Source organism: Streptomyces arenae (assembly GCF_022343545.1).
Lineage (GTDB): Bacteria > Actinomycetota > Actinomycetes > Streptomycetales > Streptomycetaceae > Streptomyces > Streptomyces humi.
The window spans coordinates 154401-174732 of the sequence record NZ_JAKQYH010000029.1 but is presented as its reverse complement, the minus strand read 5'-3'; the positions used below and the strand labels follow the sequence as shown (position 1 = coordinate 174732).

General features: G+C 72.3%; 13 protein-coding genes. 6 read left to right on the top strand and 7 right to left on the bottom strand.

Annotated features, from left to right (window positions below; genetic code table 11):
- Positions 1 to 200: 200 nt before the first annotated feature.
- From MB828_RS14420 to MB828_RS14400, 5 genes are all read right to left on the bottom strand, one after another.
- On the bottom strand, positions 201 to 2225 hold the full coding sequence (locus MB828_RS14420) for a M4 family metallopeptidase (RefSeq protein WP_301648487.1): 2025 nt from the start codon (positions 2223 to 2225) through the stop codon (positions 201 to 203).
- A 302-nt stretch (positions 2226 to 2527) separates the two neighbouring features.
- The gene (locus MB828_RS14415) at positions 2528 to 4270 is read right to left on the bottom strand and encodes an ABC transporter ATP-binding protein (RefSeq protein WP_301648486.1); all 1743 of its coding nucleotides are present in this window, start codon (positions 4268 to 4270) and stop codon (positions 2528 to 2530) included.
- Positions 4267 to 6132, bottom strand: coding sequence for an ABC transporter transmembrane domain-containing protein (locus MB828_RS14410; RefSeq protein ID WP_301648485.1), 1866 nt, complete (start codon positions 6130 to 6132; stop codon positions 4267 to 4269). Before MB828_RS14410 ends, MB828_RS14415 begins: the two co-directional genes overlap by 4 nt.
- Positions 6133 to 6156: 24 nt before the next feature.
- Positions 6157 to 8019 carry an ABC transporter ATP-binding protein gene (locus MB828_RS14405; protein ID WP_301648484.1) on the bottom strand — a complete coding sequence of 621 codons (1863 nt, stop codon included), beginning with the start codon at positions 8017 to 8019 and terminating at the stop codon, positions 6157 to 6159.
- The gene (locus MB828_RS14400) at positions 8016 to 9944 is read right to left on the bottom strand and encodes an ABC transporter ATP-binding protein (protein ID WP_301648483.1); all 1929 of its coding nucleotides are present in this window, start codon (positions 9942 to 9944) and stop codon (positions 8016 to 8018) included. The genes MB828_RS14405 and MB828_RS14400 overlap by 4 nt, the downstream gene beginning before the upstream one ends.
- Before the next feature lie 195 nt (positions 9945 to 10139).
- On the opposite strand from MB828_RS14400, the gene MB828_RS14395 reads away from it, so the two are divergent.
- From MB828_RS14395 to MB828_RS14380, 4 genes are read left to right on the top strand one after another with little or no spacing between them, the layout of a single operon-like run.
- Positions 10140 to 11048, top strand: coding sequence for an ABC transporter ATP-binding protein (locus MB828_RS14395; protein WP_301648482.1), 909 nt, complete (start codon positions 10140 to 10142; stop codon positions 11046 to 11048).
- Positions 11045 to 11779 (top strand): ABC transporter permease, encoded by a 735-nt coding sequence (locus tag MB828_RS14390; protein ID WP_301648481.1) that lies wholly within the window; start codon positions 11045 to 11047, stop codon positions 11777 to 11779. The genes MB828_RS14395 and MB828_RS14390 overlap by 4 nt, the downstream gene beginning before the upstream one ends.
- A gap of 25 nt (positions 11780 to 11804) precedes the next feature.
- The gene (locus MB828_RS14385) at positions 11805 to 13070 is read left to right on the top strand and encodes a sensor histidine kinase (protein WP_301648480.1); all 1266 of its coding nucleotides are present in this window, start codon (positions 11805 to 11807) and stop codon (positions 13068 to 13070) included.
- Positions 13060 to 13716, top strand: coding sequence for a response regulator (locus MB828_RS14380; protein ID WP_301648479.1), 657 nt, complete (start codon positions 13060 to 13062; stop codon positions 13714 to 13716). The genes MB828_RS14385 and MB828_RS14380 overlap by 11 nt, the downstream gene beginning before the upstream one ends.
- On the opposite strand, the gene MB828_RS14375 is transcribed toward MB828_RS14380, so the two are convergent.
- Positions 13713 to 15116: a sulfatase family protein gene (locus tag MB828_RS14375; RefSeq protein ID WP_301648478.1), complete on the bottom strand. Its 1404-nt coding sequence runs from the start codon at positions 15114 to 15116 to the stop codon at positions 13713 to 13715. The two genes, MB828_RS14380 and MB828_RS14375, sit on opposite strands and share 4 nt — an antisense overlap.
- Positions 15117 to 15191: 75 nt before the next feature.
- A complete protein-coding gene (gene glgX / locus MB828_RS14370) occupies positions 15192 to 17423 on the bottom strand; it encodes a glycogen debranching protein GlgX (RefSeq protein ID WP_430381381.1) in 2232 nt (743 codons plus the stop codon).
- A gap of 239 nt (positions 17424 to 17662) precedes the next feature.
- Here glgX and MB828_RS14365 point away from each other — a divergent pair, with 239 nt between their 5' ends.
- Complete coding sequence (locus MB828_RS14365; RefSeq protein WP_301648477.1) at positions 17663 to 18898, top strand: L,D-transpeptidase; 1236 nt, start codon at positions 17663 to 17665, stop codon at positions 18896 to 18898.
- Positions 18899 to 19051: 153 nt separating this feature from the next.
- Entirely contained in the window at positions 19052 to 20302 is a 1251-nt protein-coding gene (locus tag MB828_RS14360) for a L,D-transpeptidase (RefSeq protein WP_301648476.1), read from the top strand.
- Positions 20303 to 20332: the final 30 nt, after the last annotated feature.

Here is a 20332-nt window from a genome sequence, read left to right as displayed (position 1 = left end):
GACTGTGGGGTTGTGAAGTTGCTGTGCTGTGCGACGGGTGAAGGAAGAGTGACATCAAGGTCGCGTACATGTCAGGACCCTGAAGTGATGTTGGCCGAAAAGCAGGTGTTCGGTGAACGTTGCGGGCATGTAACCGGGGTGCCGTCGAAGGGAGTCGAACCCCCCGGCGGCACCCCGTACTCACGCCTGTGTCCTGCGGTTTACGGGAAAGTCAGCTTCCAGCTGTTGATCTTCCCGGTGTCCTGTGCGGCCTGGTCCTGGACCTTCAGCTTCCACGTCCCGTTGGCCGATTCCGACGAGGCGTTCACCGTGTAGGTGTCCGTCACGTTGTCCGCGGAGTCGGACGAGCTGAAGTTCTTCAGCCGGTACGACGTCCCGGACGGGCCGACCAGGTCGATCACCAGGTCGCCGCGCCAGGTGTGGCTGATGTTCGGCGTCACCTGGAGGTTGGCCGGCGCGTTCCCGGTCCGGCCGGAGACCGTGATCGACGACGTGACGGCGGGCCCGTTGTCCGGGATCGACACCACGGTGGTGCTCTCGTACGAGGTGCCCGTGCCGCCTCCGCCGCCGGACCGCGCGCCGACCGCGACGCCCGCCCAGGCGTCCTGCACCGCCTTGTACTCGGCACTCGTGGTGCCGTACAGCTCGCCCGCCGCCGCGAGGGTGCCGGTGCGGGCGCTCGCGTAGTTGGTGGTCGAGGTGAACTTGGTGGTGAGCGCGCGGTACCAGATCTGGAGCGCCTTGTCCCGGCCGATGCCGGTGACCGGAAGCCCGTCCGCGGTGGGTGAGTTGTAGCTGACGCCGTTGATGACCTTGGCGCCGCTGCCCTCGCTCAGCAGGTAGAAGAAGTGGTTCGCGGGACCGGACGAGTAGTGCACGTCCAGGCCGCCGAGCCCCGAGTACCAGCTGTCCTTGGACGCGCCGTCCTTGCTCGGCTTGTCCATGTAACGCAGCGGGGTGCCGTCGCCGTTGATGTCGATCTTCTCGCCGATGAGGTAGTCGCCGACGTCCGTGGAGTTGGCCGCGTAGAACTCCACACCGGTGCCGAAGATGTCCGAGGTGGCCTCGTTCAGGCCGCCGGACTCGCCGCTGTAGTTGAGGCCGGCGGTGTTGGCGGTGACGCCGTGGCTCATCTCGTGGCCGGCCACGTCCAGGGCGGTCAGCGGGTCCGCGTTGCCGGAGCCGTCGCCGTAGGTCATGCAGAAGCAGCTGTCGTCCCAGAACGCGTTCACGTACGAGTTGCCGTAGTGGACCCGGGAGTAGGCGCCCACGCCGTTGTTCTTGATGCCGCTGCGCCCGAAGGTGTTCTTGTAGAAGTCCCAGGTCTCGGCGGCCCCGTAGTGCGCGTCGGCGCCCGCGGTGGCGGCGTTCGACGTGGTGCCGTTGCCCCAGGTGTTGCTCGACTGCGAGAACAGCGTGCCGGTGCCCGAGGTGCCGTGGTTCAGGTTGTACGTCTTGTGGCCGCCGCGGTCGCCGTCGGTCAGGTTGTACGTCGAGCCCGACTGCGTCGTCGACAGCGACACCGTCCCGCTGTACTGGGTGTTGCCGGTACCGGTGACGTTCTCGATGCCCTGGTACTCGAAGAGCTTCTTGCCCGTCGTGGCGTCGGTGATGACGTGCAGCCGGTTGGGCGTGCCGTCGTCCTGGAAGCCGCCGACGACCGTCTCGTAGGCGAGGACGGGGGTGCCGGAGCCGGCCCAGACGACCTTGCGGGCGCCGTCCGCGGCCGACTTGGTGGAGCCGAGGGCCCTGGCGGCCGTGAGGGCCGTCTTCTCGGCGCTCGCCGCGCTCCTGGCCGGAGTGAGGTCCGCGACCTTGAGCGTGGCGTTGTTCGCCTTGACGACGCGCTCGGTGGCACCCGACTTCGCGGTGTCCACGATCAGGTCGCCGCCCAGCACGGGCAGGCCCGCGTAGGTGCGCTCGTAGCGGGTGTGCAGGGTGCCGTCGGCGTCCTTGACGACGTCCTTGACGACCAGCTTCTCCTGGGCGCCGAGGCCTATCGCCCTGGCGGTGGCGGCCCGCTCGGCGCTCGCGTCACGGAGCAGTTCCGCGCGCTGTGAGGGGGACAGGCTCACGGCCGCGTGGGCCTTGCCGGGGTGCGGCGCGGCCGGGGCGGCGCTGGCGGCGCCGGACTGGACGGCGGCGGCGATCAGGGCGGTGACGCCCGCGAGGGCCACTGCGGCGGTGCGGTGGGGGGTGCGTCTGCGAGAGGAACTGCTTCTCAACACTGACTCCTTCTGCGTGGCCGCGGGTCACGCGGCCAGGGGAGATCCGGGCCACGGGTGGGCGGTCCGGGCAGAACTCGGCGGAACGCGGAACCATGTGCGCGTGCAGTGCCGGACCCGGCAGCGACGAGGTGAAGCTGTGGGGTTGCTGTGAGTCGGCCGTGGGAAGAGTGGCAGCAGAAAACGGCATCTGTCAGGACCGCGTCAGGAACTTGGCCGGAAATCGTTCGTTGTCCGGATGTTCATGTCCGGTATGCGGAATGTTGTGGCGGCGGACGAGGGGGTACGGCGGCACGCCGGAGCTACGCCTTCCGGTCGCCGTGCCAGGTCGCCCACAGCGCCGCGTACGCCCCGCCCGCCGCCACCAGCTCCTCGTGCGTGCCGAGTTCGGTGAGCCGGCCGTCCTCCATCACGGCCACCCGGTCGGCGTCGTGCGCGGTCCCCAGCCGGTGGGCGATGGCGATGACCGTACGGCCCGCCAGTACGGCCGCCAGGGCGCGCTCGGTGTGCCGGGCGGTCGCCGGGTCCAGCAGCGCGGTCGCCTCGTCCAGGATCAGCGTGTGCGGGTCCGCCAGCACCACCCGGGCGAGGGCGAGCTGCTGGGCCTGGGAACCGTCGGCCGCGCGACCACCGGTACCGAGCGGGGTGTCGAGACCGTCGGGGAGGGCATGGACCCAGCGGTCGGCACCCACCGCCGCCAGCGCCGCCCACAGGTCGGCGTCGCCCGCGCCCGGCGCCGCGATCAGGAGGTTGTCCCGGACCGTCCCCAGGAAGACGTGGTGTTCCTGGGTGACGAGGACCACCTGACGGCGCAGCAGCTCCGGCCCGAGACCGGCGACCGGCACCCCGCCGACGGTCACCGAGCCCGCCCCGGGCGCGTCGACGCCCGCCAGCAGCCGGCTCAGCGTCGTCTTCCCGGCCCCGGAGGGACCGACCACCGCGAGCCGCTCCCCGGGCCGCACCGTCAGGTCCACCCCGCGCAGCACCTCGCCGCCCCGCTCGTACGCGTACCGCACGCCGCGCACGTCGATCCGGTCGTCCGCCGGGACCGGCGCCCCGCCCTCCGCGGCCGCCCGGGGCGCCTGCGCCAGCCCCTCCACCCGTGCGAACGAAGCTGCGCTGGACTGGAGTTGCTCCACCCGCATCAGGATCTGGTCCAGCGGTTCGGTGAACTGCCGCAGATACAGCGCCGCCGACACCACCACCCCGACACCCGCGTGCAGCAGCCCGCCGAGCAGCAGCACCCCGGCCACCGGCACGGTGTAGGACACCTCGACCGCGGGGAAGAACACGGACCGCAGGTACAGGGTGTAGAAGCGGGCCTTCCGGTTGGTCTCCAGAGCGTCCCGGCTGCTCGCGATCCGCTGCTCCTGGAGCTGGAACGCCTCCACGGTACGGGCCCCCGCCACCGTCGCCGTGACGGTCTCCGCGACCCCCGAGGTGGCCGCGCCCTCGGTGAGATAGCCGTCCCGGGCCCGGCGCAGGTACCAGCGCAGCGCGAGCCAGACCGGGGTCAGCCCGACCACCCCGAACAGCGCGAGCAGCGGGTCCAGTACGAAGACCGCGCCCATCACGAACAGCGCCTGCACCGTGCAGACCAGCAGTTCGGGCCCCACGTCCCGCAGGGTGGTGCCGACGGTCGCCACGTCGCCGGTGCCGCGCGCAGTCAGGTCGCCGGTGCCCGCACGTTCCACGGCCGACGCGGGCAGCGCGAGCGCCCGGTCCACGAACTCCTCGCGGACCCGGGCGAGGGTCCGTTCACCGAAGCGGTGGCCCACATAGCGCGCGAAACGGGCCAGCAGCAGCTGGGCGAGGGCGCAGAGCACGATCCAGCGGGCGAGTCCGTCGACGGCGCCGACCCCGCGGCCGGCCCGGACCGCGTCCACGATCCGGCCGACCAGCCAGGGGCCGGCCAGGCCGGCGGCGGCCGCGAGGGCGTTGAGCAGGAGGGCGGCGGCGAAGGCCGCGCGGTCGGCCTTCACCAGGCGGACGGTGGCGCGGCGTACGGCGGCGCGGTCGGCGACCGGTAGCTGACCTGACGTCATCTGGCGACCTCCTCTTCCGGTGCCCGCGTCGGTGCCTCGTTCTCCGCGCCCGCTGTGTTCTCCGGGCCCTCGGTGATTCCGGTGTCCTCCGCGTCCTCGGTGTCCCGGGCCACGAGGGCGCGGTAGCCGGGGTCGTGGCCCAGCAGGTCCTCGTGGGTGCCGGTCGCGGCGACCTTGCCGTCGACCAGGTGGATCACCTCGTCGGCTTGGGCCAGCATCAGGGGGGAGGTGGTGGTGAGGAGGGTGGTACGGCCGGCGCGGGCGGTGCGGAGGCGCTCCGCGACGAGGGACTCGGTGTGGGCGTCCAGGGCGGAGGTCGGTTCCACGGCGAGGAGGATCTCGGGGTCGGTCAGCAACGCCCTGGCGAGGCGGACGCGTTGGCGTTGGCCGCCGGAGAGGTTGCGGGCCTGGGCGGTGAGGGGGGAGTCGAGGCCGTGGGGGAGGGCCTGGACGATGTCCTCGGCCGCCGCCGCGTGCAGGGCCGCGGTGAGGTGCGCGTCGGGGGGTGGGGTGGGCCGCGCGTGGGCAGGTGCGGGTGGTTCGTGGCTGGTCGCGCAGTTCCCCGCGCCCCTGTGGGGCGCGCCTGCGCCGGCGGAGATGACAGCGCGCAGGGTGTCGGCGAACAGGTGGGCCTCGTTCTCGGCCACCAGGATGCGGGAGCGGACCTCCGGGAGGGGGACCGCGTCCAGGCGTACCGGGCCCCAGGTCACGTTCGACGGTGTGTACCTGCCCAGGCGGTCGATCACCGTCGTCGTCTCCGTGGCGCTCGCGCCGACCAGGGCCGTCAGCAGGCCCGGCCGTACCCGTACCCCCGACTCCGGGTCGTGCAGGACGGCCGGCTCCGCCGGTGCCCGCTCGGTGGCCGGGGGCTGCTGCGGCTCCAGGCGCAGCAGGCGTACCACCCTGCGGGCGGCCACCACGCCGCGGCTCAGCTGGTAGCCCATGTCCAGGAAGAAGGCCACCGGACCCACCAGGACCGCGACATAGCCGTACACCGACACCAGCTGGCCCACCGTGATCTCGCCCTGGGCGGTCATCCGGGCCGCGATCCAGGTGACCACCGCCAGGTACACCGTGGGCAGGCCCATGCCCAGGGCCTGGACCCAGCTGGCCACCGCGCCCACCCGGTAGCCCTGGGCGCGCAGATGCCGGGAGTCGCGGCGGAAGGCGTCCGCGAACAGGCTCTTGCCGCCGAGGCCGTTGAGCACGCGCAGGCCGGCCGCCAGGTCCCCGATGCGGGCCGTCAGGATGCCCTGGCGTTCCCGGTACTCGGTCTCCCTGCCCTGGAGCCGCCGGGTCAGCGGGCCCGCGAACAGGGCCACCACCGGCACCCCGAGCAGCACCACCGCGGTCAGCAGCGGCGAGACCGTCGTCAGCAGGCCGGCCACCACCGCGTACACCACGACCGCGCCCACCCCGGGGCCGACGACGGTGAGCGCCTGGGCGATGGTGTGCACGTCGCCGACGCCGATCGTGACGACCTCACCGGCCCCGGCCCGGCGCGGCAGTTCGGCGCCGAGCCGGACCGCGTGCCCGACGACCACCTTGACCGTGCGGAAGTAGGCGTCCATCCGCACCCGGGTCATCGTGCGGTGGCGCATGATGCTCACCCACGCGTTGACCGCCCCGAGCAGGAAGATCGCCGCCGTCCACCCGGCCAGCACCGTCATCCTGCCCGGCACCAGGCCGTCGTCGACGGCGCGGGCCATCAGGTACGGCGTACCGGCCATCAGGGTCAGCCAGCCACTGCCCAGCAGCGCCCCGGCGAGCGACCGGCCGGGCTGGACGCGCACCAGCCACCACAGGTAGTACCAGCCGCCCCGCGTGTCGGGCGTGCCCGGATCCTCGTACGCGTCGATCACCCTGTGGGCCCCCGATCCCTCGGTCTACGCGAGACTGTCCCGCCACGCCCGGTGCAGATCCGCGAACCGGCCGGTCCCCGCGATGAGTTCGGCCGGGCGGCCGTCCTCGACGATCCGGCCCTGTTCCATCACCAGCACCCGGTCGGCGATCTCCACGGTCGACAGGCGGTGCGCGATCACCACCGCGGTACGGCCCTTGAGCACGGTCTGCATCGCCCGCTGCACGGCCCGCTCCCCGGGGACGTCCAGCGAACTGGTCGCCTCGTCGAGGATGAGCACCGCCGGGTCGGCGAGCAAGGCGCGTGCGAACGCCACGAGTTGGCGCTGGCCCGCCGAGATGCGCCCGCCGCGCTTGCGGACGTCCGTGTCGTAGCCGTCGGGCAGGGCCGCGATGAACTCGTGCGCGCCGATCGCCTTCGCCGCCTGCTCGATCTCCTCGCGGGTGGCGTCCGGCCGGCCGATCGCGATGTTCTCGGCGACCGTGCCGGAGAACAGGAACGACTCCTGGGTGACCATCACCACCCCGCGCCGCAGTTCGGCCACGGTCAGTTCGCGCAGGTCCACCCCGTCCAGGAGGACCCGGCCCGCGGACGGGTCGTAGAAGCGGGCGAGGAGTTTGGCGAGGGTCGACTTGCCGGCGCCGGTGGAGCCGACGACCGCGACCGTCTGGCCGGCCGGGAGGGTGAGATCGAAGCGGGGGAGCACCTCGCCGCCGGTGCGGTAGGCGAACCGGACGCCGTCGAAGACGACCTCGCGGCCGGGCAGTCCGGTGGCCCGCGGGGGCAGCTCCGCCGGCACCGAGGGTTCCGGCACGGACGGTGTCTGGGCCAGCAGACCCGCGATCTTCTCCAGCGAGGCCGCCGCCGACTGGTACGAGTTGAGGAACATGCCGAGCCGGTCGATCGGGTCGTACAGGCGGCGCAGGTACAGCACCGCGGCGGCCAGCACGCCCAGTTCCAGCGAGCCGGACGCCACCCGGTAGGCGCCCCACAGCACGATCCCCGCGACCGCCGTGTTGGCGACCAGCCGGGAGCCCACGACGTACCGGGCCATCTCCAGGAGGGCGTCGCCGTTGGTGCGCTCGTGACGGTGGTTCAGTTCGGCGAACTCGGCGTCGTTGGCGGCCTCCCGGCGGAACGCGCGCACCGGGCGGATGCCGTTCATCGTCTCCACGAACTTCACGATCACCGCCGCGATCGCCGTGGACCGCGCCTTGTACACCCGTACCGCCCGCCGCTGGTAGAGCCGCACCAGCAGGTACAGCGGAACGAACGAGGCGACGGCGACCGCGCCGAGACCCGCGTCCAGCCAGAGCAGCATCGCCGAGATGTAGACGAAGGACAGGATGACCGTGACCAGCTCCTGGAGGCCTTCGTTCAGCAGCTCGCGCAGCGACTCGACGTCCGTGGTGGAGCGGGAGATGAGCCGGCCCGACGTGTAGCGCTCGTGGAAGTCGACGCTCAGCGCCTGGGCGTGCCGGAAGATCCGGCCGCGCAGGTCCAGCAGCACGTCCTGGTTGACGCGCGCGGACGCCTCGATGAACGCGTACTGGAGGCCGCCGGAGAGCAGCGCGCACAGGCCGTAGCCCACCGCGACCGCGATCAGCGGGCCGTGGTCGTGGTGGCGGAACGCCGGTACGGCCCGGTCGATGGCGTACGCCACCAGCAGCGGGCCGGCCTGCACCGCCGCCTGCTGGAGCAGCAGCAGGAGCGTGGTGACGGCGACCCGCGCCTTCATGGGCGCGAGGAGCGAGCGGAGCAGGTCGGCCGTGGCGCCCGGCGGGGTGGGCAGCACGTCCTGGTCGAAGGGGTCGCCGTCGCCCCGGACACGCGGGCCGGGGAGTTCGTCGTCCTCGTCGGGGACGGGCAGGGAGGTGGCGGTGGTCATCGGCGGTGATCCTCCCCGGACATGAGGTGGGCGTACTCCGCGTTGTCGCGGAGCAGTTCGTGGTGGGTGCCGACGGCGGTGATCCGGCCGCCGGAGAGCAGGGCGACGCGGTCGGCGAGCAGCACGGTGGACGGACGGTGGGCGACGATCAGCGCGGTGGTGTCGGCGAGGACGTCGCGCAGGGCGGCCTCGACGGCGGCCTCCGTGTGCACGTCCAGGGCGGACAGGGGGTCGTCCAGCACCAGGAAACGGGGCCGGCCGACGACCGCCCGGGCGAGCGCGAGGCGCTGGCGCTGGCCGCCGGAGAGACTGAGGCCCTGCTCGCCGACCTGGGTGCCGGTGCCCTGGGGGAGGGCGTGCGCGAAGTCGGCCTGGGCGACGGAGAGGGCGCGGGCCAGTTCGGGCTCGCCGGCGGTGTCGTCGGCGCCCATGAGCACGTTCTCGCCGACGGAGGCCGAGAAGAGGGTGGGTTCCTCGAAGGCGACGGCGACCAGGGTGCGGAGTTCCTCGCGGGGCATGGCGGTGATGTCCGTGCCGTCCAGGGTGATGTGGCCGGAGGTGGCCTCGTGCAGGCGGGGGATGAGGGCGGTGAGGGTGGTCTTGCCGCTGCCGGTGGCGCCGACCAGGGCCATGGACTCACCGGGGCGGATGTGGAGGGTGATGTCCTCCAGGGTGGGGGGCGAGTCGGGGGCGGCGTCGGGGTAGCGGAAGGAGACGGCGGTGAAGCGGATGCCGTCGTTGTCGCGTGCGGGACGGTGGGGGCCGACCGCGCGGTTCCCCGCGCCCCTTCGGGGCGCTTCATCACCGGCGGCCGGACAACGCCCCGAAAGGGGCGCGGGGAACTGCGCGCCCAGCCCCGAACCACCCGCACCCGACAACGCACCGGCGTCCTGCGGCAACGCACCCGCGTCCTGCGGCAACGCCTCAGCGTCCTCCGGCAGCGCGTCCTGTACCTCGAAGTACCGTTCCGTCGCCGTCGCCGCCTCCTGGCTCATCGCGAGCAGGAAGCCGATCGACTCCACCGGCCACCTCAGTGCCAGGGCCGTCGACAGGAACGCCACCAGGGTGCCGGCGCTCAGGTCGCCGTTCGCGACCTGCACCGAACCCCAGAACAGGGCCGCCCCGATGGCGAGTTCGGGCAGCGTCACGATGACGCCCCAGATCGTCGCCAGCATCCGCGCCTTGCGCAGTTCCGTGCCCCGCAGGGTGCGGACCAGTTCCCGGAACGCGCGTGCCTGGCTGCGGTGGCGCCCGAAGCCCTTGATGATGCGGATGCCGAGCACGCTCTCCTCGACCACCGTCGTCAGGTCGCCGACCTGGTCCTGGGCGAGCCTGGCCACCTTCGCGTACCGCTTCTCGAAGATCACGCACGTCCACATCACGGGGACCGTGGGCAGCAGGATGACCAGGCCCAGGGTCCAGTCCTGCATCAGCATGATCACCACGCCGACCAGGATCGTCACCCCGTTGACCAGCAGGAAGGTCAAGGGGAAGGCGAGGAACATGCGGAGCAGCATCAGGTCGGTGGTGGCCCGGGAGAGCAACTGGCCGGAGGCCCAGCGGTCGTGGAAGGCGACCGGCAGCCGCTGGAGCCGGGCGTAGAGGCCCGCCCGCATCGACGCCTCGACGTGGGAGAGGGGTCTGGCGACCAGCCAGCGGCGCAGGCCGAAGAGCAACGCCTCCGCCAGTCCGAGCAGCAGCAGGTACAGCGCGCCGAGCCACACCCCGGCCGGATCACGGTCGGCCACCGGGCCGTCCACCATCCATTTGAGGACGAGGGGTATCACGAGCCCCGTACAGGAGGCGACTATCGCCACGAGAGCGGCGGAGAACAGCCGCACCCGCACCGGCCGTACATAGGGCCACAGGCGCAGCAGGATACGGAGGGCGGACCGGTCGTTGGTGGTTGCACGTGTCGGAGGCATCAGGGCCGAGCCTACGGACCGGCACTGACAACGCCCACCGAGTTTTGGCCGGACCGGGATCCGCCGTAGGGCCCCCGACCTGGGAAGGGTTCGAGCGGTCGGACGATCGGACGCCGCGCGTCAACCGATCGGAGGATGCCGGGCCGAGCGGGACGGGCGATGCGGCGGACCCGCTCCGGCCGGGACCCTCGAAGCATGCCGACCGTCATCGAAGTGACAGAACTGCGGAAGTCGTACGGCGGCCGGGCCGCCGTGGACGGGGTGGGCTTCGCCGTCGAGGAGGGGGAGATCTTCGGGATCCTCGGTCCGAACGGCGCCGGCAAGACCACCACCGTCGAGTGCGTCGAGGGACTGCGGGTGCCGGACGGCGGGCGGGTCCGGGTCACCGGGCTCGATCCCGTCGCCGAGCACGAGCGGGTCGCCCTCGTCCTGGGCGCCCAGCTCCAGCAGAGCGAACTCCAGCCGAAGCTGACCGTCCGCGAGGCACTGGAGCTGTACGCCTCCTTCTATCCGGACCCGGCCGACTGGCGGCCGCTCGCCGAGCGCCTCGGGCTCACCGGCAAGCTGGGCACCCGGTTCGGCAAGCTCTCCGGCGGGCAGCGGCAGCGCCTGTTCATCGCGCTGGCCCTGATCGGGAACCCGCGCGTCGTCGTCCTCGACGAGCTGACCACCGGGCTCGACCCGCGTGCCCGGCGCGACACCTGGGCGCTGATCGAGGACGTCCGGGACCGCGGGGTCACCGTCCTGCTCGTCACCCACTTCATGGAGGAGGCGCAGCGGCTCTGCGACCGGATCGCCGTGATCGACAAGGGGCGGGTGGCCGCCCTGGACACCCCGGCCGGGCTGATCCGCCGCTCCGCGGGCGCCACCGTCATCAGCTTCACCCCCTCCGCCCCGCTGGACGACCACGACCTCGCGGCCCTCCCCGCACTCGCCTCCGTGGAGCGCAAGGACGGCCGGATCACGCTCGCCGGCACCGACGAGACCGTGAACGCGGTCATCACCCTGCTCGCCCGCCACCGCGTCACCGCCCACCAGTTGCGGGTGGTGGACGCGACCCTCGACGACGCCTTCCTGGACCTGACGAAGGAGAAAGCGGTATGAACACCGCCGTCCTGCGCACCGAGTTCCGTCTGTTCCGCCGCGAACCCGGCGCCGTCTTCTGGGTGGCCCTGTTCCCGACGCTGCTGCTGGTGATCCTCGGCTCGATCCCCTCGTTCCGGGACGCCGACACGTCCCTGGGCGGACTGCGGCCCGTCGACGCGTACGTGCCCGTCGCCGTGCTGATCGCCCTCATCATGTCCGGGGTGCAGACCCTGCCCCAGGCCCTCACCGGCTACCGCGAGCGGGGCATCCTGCGCCGCACGCGGCTCACCCCGGTGCGGCCCGCGGCGCTGCTGTCCGCGCAGATGGCGGTCCAGGGCACGGTCGCGCTCGGCTCGGCGCTGCTCGCGCTCGCCGTCGGCCGGCTGGCCTTCGGCGTACGACTGCCACGGCAGCCCGGCGGCTACCTGCTGGCGCTGCTGCTCGCGGCGGCGGCCGCCCTCGCCCTCGGTTCCGTCGTCTCGGCGCTCTCCCGCACGACGAGGATCGCGGGCGCGATCGGTTCGGCGGTGTTCTTCCCGATGATGTTCTGCGCGGGCGTGTGGATCCCGGTGCGGGAGATGCCGCACACCATGGCCCGGATCGTCCAGCTGACCCCGTTCGGCGCGGCGGCCCGTGCCCTGGACCAGGCCGCCGCCGGGCACTGGCCGGGCTGGGAACACCTGGGCGTGCTCGCCGTCTGGGCGGTGCTGCTCACGGCGGGGGCCGCCCGCTGGTTCCGCTGGGAGTAGGCGGCCGGCCGTGCAGACTGGGGACATGACCGCGGTGGACAGCCGGATCGACCGGCGCTGGGACCAGCTGCACACCTGGGGTCCGTACGGACTGCTCGGCGTCGGAGTCGTCCTCGCCGTCGCCTCCGCCGACCCGCATGCCGCGCCGGTCAAGTGGTACTCGGCCTGGTCGCTGGTCGGTGCCGCGCTCGCACTCCAGCTCTGTTGGCACGGCACCCGGGTGCGCAGGCCAGGTCGCGGCCGGGCGCCGTCCCGGTCGGGGACGGTGTACTACGCCGTGCGCTGGGCCCTGGCCTTCGTCCTCACCTGGCTCAACCCGTTCTTCGCGTTCTACGCCGCCGCCGGCTACATGGACGCCGACGAGACGCTGCCGCCCAGGTGGCAGCGGATCGGACTGCTCGCGAGCGCGGTCACCGTGGCCGGCGCGCAGGCCGGCGGGCTGCCGCTCGCCGGCGCCGTCCAGTGGCTCCTCTTCATCCCGCTCCTGGTCGCCAACTCCGGTCTGCAGATGGTCGTCGCCCACCTCGACGAACAGGAGAGGCGGCGCGCGCGCGAGCGCACCGAGACCATCACCGAACTGGAACGCACCAACGTCGCCCTCCAGCAGGCCCTCGACGAGAACGCGGCCCTGCACGCCCAACTCCTGGTCCAGGCACGGGAGGCCGGGGTCGCGGACGAACGCCGGCGGCTGGCGGCCGAGATCCACGACACCATCGCCCAGGGGCTGGCCGGGATCATCGCCCAGCTCCAGGTCGTCATCAACACCCCCGACCCGGGGACGGCCACGGACCACGCGGGCCGCGCGCTGGCACTGGCCCGGCACAGCCTGGGGGAGGCCCGCCGGTCCGTGCACAACCTGGCGCCGGTCGCCCTGGAACACGACGGCCTGCCCGAGGCGCTGACGAAGACGGTCGCCGAATGGGGCGAACACACCGGCGTCCGCGCCGAGTTCACCCTCACCGGCACCGCCGAGCACCTGCACGGGGAGGTCGCGGCCACCCTCCTGCGCATCGTCCAGGAGGCCCTTTCCAACGCGGCCCGGCACGCGCGGGCCTCCCGGGTCGGAGTCACCCTCTCCTACCTGGGCGACGAGGTCATCCTCGACATCCGTGACGACGGCACCGGCTTCGACCCGCTCGCCGTGCCCGTCCGCAGCCGCGCCGGCGGCTTCGGCCTCGACGGGATGCGGGCCCGCGCCGAACGCATCGCCGGTTCGCTCACCGTGGAGTCCGAACCGGGGCTCGGCACGGCCCTGTCGGCACGCGTACCGTTGGTCCGCCATGACAGCTGAGCCGACCGCCGAAGCCCCCGTCTCCCTGCTGATCGTCGACGACCACCCCGTGGTCCGCGACGGCCTGCGCGGCATGTTCGAGTCCGCCCCCGGTTTCACGGTCCTCGGCGAGGCCGCGAACGGCGTCGAGGCGGTCACGCTGGCCGCGGCCCTCGACCCGGACGTGATCCTCATGGACCTGCGGATGCCGGGCGGCGGCGGAGTCGACGCCATCCGCGAACTGACCCGGCGCGGCGCCCGCGCCAGGGTCCTGGTCGTCACCACGTACGACACCGACTCCGACACCCTGCCCGCGATCGAGGCGGGCGCGACCGGCTACCTCCTCAAGGACGCCCCGCGCGAGGAGCTGTTCACCGCCGTCCGCGCCGCCGCCCAGGGCCGCACCGTGCTCTCCCCGGCCGTCGCCTCCCGGCTGGTCTCCGCCGTCCGCGCCCCCGGCGCCCCGGGCAGCGAACCGCTGTCCGGCCGGGAACGCGAGGTGCTGGCCCTGGTCACCCGGGGCACCTCCAACCGCGAGATCGCCCGTGAACTCTTCATCAGCGAGGCCACGGTGAAGACCCACCTCACCCACCTGTACGCCAAGCTCGGCGTCAAGGACCGCGCGGCAGCGGTCGCGACCGCGTACCAGCGGGGCATCCTCGGCTAGTTCGGATACGGCAGCAGCCCGGCGGCGATCCGCTCCCAGGACGCCTTCAGCTCCGCGAGCAACTCGGGGCGGTCGGGGCCCAGATCGGCCTGTTCCCGGAGATCGGCACCCAGATCGTAGAGGTGGTCGTCGCCGTCCGCGTCCTGGTAGTACTTCCAGTCCCCGCGCCGCAGCGCACGGTTGGCCCGGACCCGCCAGAACAGGTCACGCTCCGCGAGGCGTTCACCGCGCAGCAGGTACCCCGTGAGGCTGGTGCCGTCCAGCGGATAGGCCGGGTCGGGACGGGCACCGGCCAGCTCCAGCAGGGTCGCCGTCCAGTCCGGGGTGAACACCGGTTCGTGGCTCACCTGCCGGCCGTCGATCCGGGCCGGCCAGCGCACGATGGTCGGCACCCGGATACCGCCCTCCTGGAGCACGAACTTCTCGCCGCTCAGCGGCCACAGGTACGACCAGCGCTCGCCGCCGTTGTCGCTGGCGAACAGGACGACCGTGTTCTCCTCCTGACCGGAGCGGCGCAGTGCCTCCAGCACCTCGCCGACGGCCGCGTCCAGGCTCTCCACCATCTCCGTGTACTTGGCGACCGAGCCGCCGTCGTAGTGGTTGAGCGCGTTGCTGATCTCCGCCTGGCTCTTCGCGGCCCGGATCCGCGCCGCGATCTCGGCGCCGGTCTCCGCGTCGCCCTCGGCCAGCCAGGGCCAGTGCGGGGTGGTGAAGTTGAGGTTCAGCAGCCAGGGCGCGGTGTGCTTGCGGCCGACGTACTCCACCGCCCGCTCGGTCAGCACGGTCGTGTAGTAGCGCAGGTCCTGGTACTCGGCGTCGCCCTCGTACAGGTCGTGGTCGCCGAGCTGGCCCAGCTTGGAGAAGTACTCCAGCACACCGCCGTGGTTGCCGAAGAACTCGTCCCAGCCGGACTTGGTCGGGCTGTAGTCGGGCAGCCAGCCGCAGTGCCACTTGCCGATCAGCGCGGTGGCGTAACCGGTTTTCCTCAGCAGTGAGGCGAGGGTGGGGTGGCGGGGGTCAAGGCCCTGGGTCCGGTTGGCGACGGGCTCGGCGAGACCGCCCGGCGTACGGCCCGGATAGCGGCCGGTGTACAGGCTGAACCGGGTGGGGGAGCAGGTGGCGGAGCCGGAGTAGGCGTCCGTGAACCGCACACCCTGACGGGCCAGCCGGTCCAGATGGGGCGTTCTGATGTGCGGGGCGCCGTAGGAGGAGAGGTCGGCCCAGCCCAGGTCGTCACCGAGGATGACCAGGAAGTTGGGTCGGCCGGTGGGGGAGGCCGCGGTGCGGGCCTGGAACGGGCGCTCGGCGGCCTCGGCCGGGGCGGCGGCCGGTCCGGCGACGGCGGCGGCCGCGCCACCGCCGAGGAGACCACCGAACGTACGACGGGAAATCTCAGGCATGCGCTTCAGTGCATCAGCGGCCCCGATCACCTGGCCAGGAGGGCGGCGCTGAATTCACGGGGCTGCAACGTTGTCTCACCCGGTCACCTTCAGCAGCAGCACCGACCGCGCCGGCACCGTGATCGCCGTCCCCGCCCGGTGCACCACCCCGGGTGCCGCCCGCTGCTCCTCCCACGAGGTGTCCACGACCACCTCGTAGCGCTCCGCCCAGGGCGGACCCGGCAGCACGAACCGGGCCGGGCGGTCGCCGGCGTGCAGGACGGTCAGGAAACTGTCGTCCAGGACCGGTGCCCCGCGCTCGTCGCGGCCGGGGATGTCCCGCCCCGAGAGGTACATGCCGAGGGTGGCGGCGGGCGCGTACCAGTCGCCCTCCGTCATCTCCTCCCCGCGCGCCGTGAACCAGGCCAGGTCGCGCAGTCCGTCCGCCGAGTGCGCGCGCCCCGAGAAGAAGGCGCGGCGGCGCAGCACCGGATGGCGGTGGCGGAGCCGGATGAGGCGGGAGGTGAGGTCGAACAGCGGCCGCCAGGCGGGGTCGTCCAGCAGGCTCCAGTCCAGCCAGCTGATGTCGTTGTCCTGGCAGTAGGCGTTGTTGTTGCCGCGCTGGGTGCGGCCCAGCTCGTCGCCCGCGACCAGCATCGGGACCCCCGTCGACAGCAGCAGCGTCGTCAGGAGGTTGCGCAACTGCCGCCTGCGCAACGCCTGTACGTCCTCGTCGTCGGTCTCGCCCTCGGCCCCGCAGTTCCAGGAGCGGTTGTCGTTCGAGCCGTCCCGGTTGTGCTCGCCGTTCGCCTCGTTGTGCTTCGTCTCGTACGACACCAGGTCGCGCAGCGTGTAACCGTCGTGCGCGGTGATGAAGTTGACGGAGGCGTAGGGGCGGCGCCCGCCCCAGGCGTAGAGGTCGCTGGAGCCGGAGAGGCGGTAGCCGAGGTCGTGGACGTCGGGGAGGGCGCCGCGCCAGAAGTCCCGGACCGCGTCGCGGTAGCGGTCGTTCCACTCGGTCCACAGCGGCGGGAACGCGCCCACCTGGTAACCGCCGGAGCCCACGTCCCAGGGTTCGGCGATCAGCTTCACCCGGCGCAGCACCGGGTCCTGGGCGATGACGGCCAGGAAGGGGGAGAGCATGTCGACGTCGTGCATCGAACGCGCCAGCGCCGCCGCGAGGTCGAAGCGGAAGCCGTCCACGCCCATCTCGGTCACCCAGTAGCGCAGCGAGTCGGTGATCAGGCGCAGCACGTGCGGGCGGACCACGTGCAGGGTGTTGCCGCAGCCGGTGTAGTCGGCGAAGCGCCGGGCGTCGTCCTGGAGGCGGTAGTAACCCCGGTTGTCGATGCCCTTCAGGGACAGCGTCGGGCCCAGCTCGCCCGCCTCCGCGGTGTGGTTGTAGACCACGTCGAGGACGACCTCGATGCCGGCCGCGTGCAGCGCGCGCACCATCCGCTTGAACTCGCCGACCTGCTGTCCCGTCGTACCGGAGGCCGCGTAGGCCGCGTGCGGGGCGAAGTAGCCGATGGAGTTGTAGCCCCAGTAGTTCCGCAGGCCGCGCTTCAGCAGGTGGTCCTCGTGGGCGAACTGGTGGACGGGGAGCAGCTCCACCGCCGTCACGCCCAGGTTCACCAGGTGCTCGATCGCGGCCGGGTGCGCCAGCCCCGCGTAGGTGCCGCGCAGTTCCTCCGGTATGCCAGGGTGCAGTCTGGTGAAGCCGCGCACGTGCAGCTCGTAGATGACGGAGTCCGCCCACGGGGTCTTCGGACGATGGTCGTCGGACCAGTCGTCGTCGTCGTGGACGACGACGCCCTTCGGGACGTACGGCGCCGAGTCCCGGTCGTCGCGGACCGTGTCGGCGACCTGCTGGTCGGGCCAGTCCCGGACGTGCCCGTACACCTCGGGCGGCAGCGCGAACTCGCCGTCCACCGCCCGCGCGTAGGGGTCGAGGAGCAGTTTCGCCGGGTTCCAGCGGGCGCCGGTCCACGGGTCCCAGCGGCCGTCCACCCGGTAGCCGTACCGCTGCCCCGGCAGCACACCGGGCACGAACCCGTGCCAGATCTCGTGCGTGAGTTCGGTCAGCCGGAGCTGGGTCTCCCGCCCGTGCTCGTCGAAGAGGCACAGCCGGACCGCCTCCGCCCCGGCCGCCCACAGGGCGAAGTTGGTGCCCGCCACCCCGTCGGGACCGACCCGGAACCGGGCGCCCAGCGGGGTCGACGCCCCCGGCCACGCGGACGGGACGGGCAGCGGCGTCCCGTTCACCGCGGGGGCTTCCGCCCTCGGGGCCCGCGCCGGTGCTCCCTGCTGCTCGGCTGCGCTCGTCACGTCGGCCCCTTTTTTCGTTCCGCGGCTCGCCGGCCCCCGGGGCGCACCGGACCGCGCCCGGACAGCCGTCCGCACCCGGGCTCCCGGCCCCGGGCACGGACGGCGTCCGTCACGGACGCGCCCGCGGCGGCTCGTCCACGGGCGCGGCGGCTCCCCAGCTCGTCGTCCTTCCCTCTGTTCTGCCCAGTGCCGGCGTCGCACTCACGTTTCCCCGGGGCATGCCCGATCGTTAGCGGCACGTGACGCATGCACAAGGGCGCGCACGGCGCGCGGGGGCCGCGCTGGCCGCGGTACTGACATGGGGAGCGCTGCTGGCGGGCGCCGCCGGCTGCTCCTCGGACGAGACGCACGGACTGGGCGTCGACCACGTCCTCGGGGGCGCGCCGCCGTCGCCCGAGGACGTCATCCGCATCTCCCCGGACGACGGCGCCACGGGCGTGCGCCCCGGCGCGGGGCTGACGGTACGGGTGCCGAGCGGCCGGCTCGAGTCGGTGAACGTGGTCAGGTCCCAGGACGCCCAGGACTCCCCGGTCCCCGGGCACATCGCCGCGGACGGCGTGACCTGGCGGCCGGACGACCCGAAGCTGGCGCTGGCCGCCAAGTACACGGTGGACGCGGTGGCGCTGGACGGCTCCGGCCACCGCTCCGCCCGCCACACCACCTTCACCACGCTCGTCCCCGACGAACGCTTCATCGGATACGTCACCCCCGAGAACCGCGCCACCGTGGGCACCGGGATGATCGTCTCCCTCGCGTTCAGCCGCGACATCGACGACCGCGCCGCCGTCGAGCGCGCCGTACGGGTCAGCGCCGCGCCCGCGGTCGACATCCGTCCGCACTGGTTCGGCAGGAACCGCCTCGACTTCCGCCCCGAGCGCTACTGGCAGCCCGGCACGGTCGTCACCGTCGACCTGAGGCTCCGTGACGTCGAAGGCGCCCGGGGCGTCTACGGCCTGCAGTACAAGACCTTCACCTTCACCGTCGGCCGCAGCCAGGTCTCCCTCGTCGACGCGGCCAAGCACACCATGGAGGTGACCCGCGACGGCGACCTGCTCGCCACGGTGCCGGTCACCGCGGGCGCGCCAGCGCACACCACCTACAACGGGAAGATGGTGGTGATGGAGATGCACGAGGTCACCCGCATGAACAGCCGCACGGTCGGCTTCGGCGGCGAGTACGACATCCCCGACGTCCCGCACGCCCTCAAACTCACCGACTCCGGCACCTTCCTGCACGGCAACTACTGGGCGCCGGACGCCCCCGGCCGGGTCAACGTCAGCCACGGCTGCGTCGGCCTGCGCGACGTGAAGGGCGGCAGCTCGGACACGCCGGCGGGCTGGTTCTACGACCGCAGCCTGGTCGGGGACGTGGTCGAGGTCGTCAACAGCAACGACAGGACGGTCGCTCCCGACAACGGGCTCGGCGGCTGGAACATGGGGTGGAAGGAGTGGAAGGCGGGCGGCGCGGTCAAGTGACCGGGCGGCGGCCGGACGGTGGGGGGCGGAAGTTGCGACGCAACGGTGACATTCGCCCAACACCAAGCTCAAAACCCTGCCGTTAATATGCGCCAATGTGCGCGGTGAACGCGCCGGGGTGGGCCTGACCAGGCCCTGGGAGGGGAGAACGACTTGAACGTGCGGCCGATATCGGGGGCGTCGGTTCGGACTCGGAGGGCTCGGGGGAAGCGGCTGGCGCTCATGTCCGGCATATCCGGGGTCCTGCTGGTGGCCGTCACCGCGTGCGGGGGCGGCTCCTCCGACGACAAGGGGGCCGGGGACGGCGCCAAGCAGAAGGACTCGACGACCCAGGCGAGCAAGCAGTCCCTCGCCACGGTCAGCATCAGCCCCAAGTCCGGGGCGACCGGGGTGGACACCAGCGGGGCGCTCAAGGTCACCGCCGCCAAGGGCAAGCTGACCGACGTCGAGGTCAAGGACGCCAAGGGCAACAAGGTGGACGGCGCGATAGCCGCGGACGGCGTCAGCTGGACGCCGTCCCTGCACCTCGCCAACGCGACCAAGTACACCGTGCACGCGGTGGCCAAGGACGCCGAGGGCCGGGAGTCCGCGGAGGACTCCAGCTTCACCACCCTCACCCCGAAGAACACGTTCGTCGGGTACTTCACGCCGGAGGACGGCTCCACGGTCGGCGTCGGAATGCCGTTCTCCGTCCGCTTCACCCGGGGCATCACGGACCCGGCGGCCGTCGAGAAGGCCATCACCGTCAAGACCGAGCCGGCGGTCGACGTGCAGGGCCACTGGTTCGGCAACGACCGCCTCGACTTCCGGCCCGAGAACTACTGGAAGTCCGGCACGAAGGTCTCCGTCACCCTCAACCTCAACGGCGTCGAGGGCCGTGACGGGGTGTACGGCGAGCAGTCCAAGACCGTGAAGTTCACGATCGGCCGCAACCAGGTCTCCGTCGTCGACGCCAAGAAGCACACGATGAAGGTCATGCAGGACGGCAAGGTCGTGAAGACCCTCGCGGTCACGACCGGCAAGCCGGGCTACGACACGTGGAACGGCCAGATGGTCATCAGCGAGAAGCTGCGCGTCACGCGGATGAACGGCGAGACGGTCGGCTACGGCGGCGAGTACGACATCAAGGACGTGCCGGACGCGATGCGGCTGACCACGTCGGGGACGTTCATCCACGGCAACTACTGGGGTGGGGACGCCTTCGGCAACTACAACGCGAGCCACGGGTGCGTCGGCCTGCGGGACCTCCGCGGCGGCGGCGACCGGTCGGTGCCGGCCGCCTGGTTCTTCGACCACTCGATCATCGGTGACGTGGTGACGGTGAAGCACTCGAACGACCGGACGGTGTCCCCGGACAACGGCCTCAACGGGTGGAACATGTCGTGGAAGGAATGGACCGCGTGAGCCCCCGCCGGGCCGCGCCCGGAAGTGAAC